The following is a 2500-nucleotide window of genomic DNA, read 5'->3' on the forward strand; positions in this document are numbered from 1 at the left end:
ATTTGGTTGCGGGGGCAGGATTTGAACCTGCGGCCTTCAGGTTATGAGCCTGACGAGCTACCGGGCTGCTCCACCCCGCGTCACCAGCGCAAATCCGGAGGATTTGTGGCGCCCTTGCCCGATATTTCGGAGAGGCAAGGGGAGAATTGACTGCATTTCAGAAGCGACAAAGGCCGCAAGAGCGGCCTATTGTAGCACGGCTTGGCCGTTTCAGCGTAAACCTTTTGGGTTTATCGCGTATGTGATGAGAAGATTTCTATCAAGCGAAGTTGCGTTTGGCAGACCTGGCAGCGACCTACTCTCCCGCGTCTTAAGACGAAGTACCATGGGCGCAGGGGCGTTTCACGGCCGTGTTCGGAATGGGAACGGGTGCAGCCACCCCGCCATAACCACCAGGTCGGCAAAGCGCAACTTCGGGCTGAACCGCTTGAGCGGTTCATGCCCTGCACGCTAAACCTTGCGGGGTTTAGCGCGATGAGAAGCTGGAAGGCATGGAGCCTTTATTTATTTGAACACGTTTTCAGACCCATCTTTTTTGATGAGCACTGGCAATGGGAACGATCAAGCCAATCGAGCTATTAGTACCGGTAAGCTTCATGCGTTGCCGCACTTCCACACCCGGCCTATCAACGTGGTCGTCTTCCACGGCTCTGATAGGGAACACTCGTTTTCAGGTTGGTTTCCCGCTTAGATGCCTTCAGCGGTTATCCATTCCATATATAGCTACCCTGCTATGCCCTTGGCAGGACAACAGGTCCACCAGAGATATGTCCATCCCGGTCCTCTCGTACTAGGGACAGATCCTGTCAATATTCCTACACCCACGGCAGATAGGGACCGAACTGTCTCACGACGTTCTGAACCCAGCTCACGTACCGCTTTAATTGGCGAACAGCCAAACCCTTGGGACCTGCTCCAGCCCCAGGATGCGATGAGCCGACATCGAGGTGCCAAACAACCCCGTCGATATGGACTCTTGGGGGTCATCAGCCTGTTATCCCCGGCGTACCTTTTATCCGTTGAGCGATGGCCCTTCCACGCGGGACCACCGGATCACTATGACCGACTTTCGTCTCTGCTCGACTTGTCAGTCTCGCAGTCAGGCGGGCTTATGCCATTGCACTCGACGACCGATTTCCGACCGGTCTGAGCCCACCATCGCGCGCCTCCGTTACTCTTTCGGAGGCGACCGCCCCAGTCAAACTACCCACCATACACTGTCCCGGATCCGGATAACGGACCGCGGTTAGACATCCATGACGATAAGGGTGGTATTTCAAGGATGGCTCCACAAGAACTGGCGTCCCTGCTTCAAAGCCTACCACCTATCCTACACATGCCGACACGAATGCCAGTGTAAAGCTATAGTAAAGGTGCACGGGGTCTTTCCGTCTGACCGCAGGAACCCCGCATCTTCACGGGGAATTCAATTTCACTGAGTCTATGTTGGAGACAGCGGGGAAGTCGTTACGCCATTCGTGCAGGTCGGAACTTACCCGACAAGGAATTTCGCTACCTTAGGACCGTTATAGTTACGGCCGCCGTTTACTGGGGCTTCGATTCAGAGCTTGCACCCCTCCTCTTAACCTTCCAGCACCGGGCAGGCGTCAGACCCTATACGTCGTCTTGCGACTTCGCAGAGCCCTGTGTTTTTGGTAAACAGTCGCTACCCCCTGGTCTGTGCCACCCTCACATACTTGCGTACATAAGGGTCACGCTTCTTCCGAAGTTACGCGTGCAATTTGCCGAGTTCCTTCAACATAGTTCTCTCAAGCGCCTTGGTATACTCTACCTGACCACCTGTGTCGGTTTCGGGTACGGTCTATACGGTGGAGCTATTTCCTGGAACCGCGTCCCCGCCCACACAATCCAATAAGTGTGAACAAGTTAAGCAATCCGTCACTACCACCAGGCCCACGAATATTAACGTGGTTCCCATCGACTACGCGTGTCCGCCTCGTCTTAGGGGCCGGCTAACCCTGCTCAGATTAACTTTAAGCAGGAACCCTTGGTCTTTCGGCGAGAGGGTCTCTCACCCTCTTTATCGTTACTCATGTCAACATTCGCACTTCCGATACCTCCAGGGCCCCTCACAGGTACCCCTTCACTGGCTTACGGAACGCTCCGCTACCACTTGCATTGCTGCAAATCCTCAGCTTCGGTGCATGGCTTCAGCCCCGTTACATTTTCGGCGCAAAGACCCTTGACTAGACCAGTGAGCTGTTACGCTTTCTTTAAATGATGGCTGCTTCTAAGCCAACATCCTGGTTGTTTTGGGATCCTCACATCCTTTCCCACTTAGCCATGACTTGGGGACCTTAGCTGGAGGTTAGGGTTGTTGCCCTTTTCACGACGGACGTTAGCACCCGCCGTGTGTCTGCCGAGTAGTACTTCCCGGTATTCGGAGTTTGGTTAGGATCAGTAAGACGGTGAGTCCCCATAGCCCATCCAGTGCTCTACCCCCGGGAGTATTCGCTCGACGCTCTACCTAAATAGATTT

Annotated in this window: 1 tRNA gene and 2 rRNA genes (1 of these 3 cut by a window edge); all 3 read right to left on the bottom strand. The window is 54.3% G+C overall.

The annotated features are described in order from the left end of the window. Positions 1-3 precede the first annotated feature (3 nt). Positions 4-80, bottom strand: a tRNA-Met gene (locus GGD46_RS33400). A 202-nt stretch (positions 81-282) separates the two neighbouring features. Further along, positions 283-397, bottom strand: a 5S ribosomal RNA gene (gene rrf / locus GGD46_RS33405). Between the two features lie 160 nt (positions 398-557). Continuing rightward, positions 558-2500 (bottom strand): 23S ribosomal RNA (locus tag GGD46_RS33410) (it continues 946 nt past the right edge of the window).

Source organism: Martinezella lusitana (genome assembly GCF_014207095.1).
GTDB lineage: Bacteria > Pseudomonadota > Alphaproteobacteria > Rhizobiales > Rhizobiaceae > Rhizobium > Rhizobium lusitanum_B.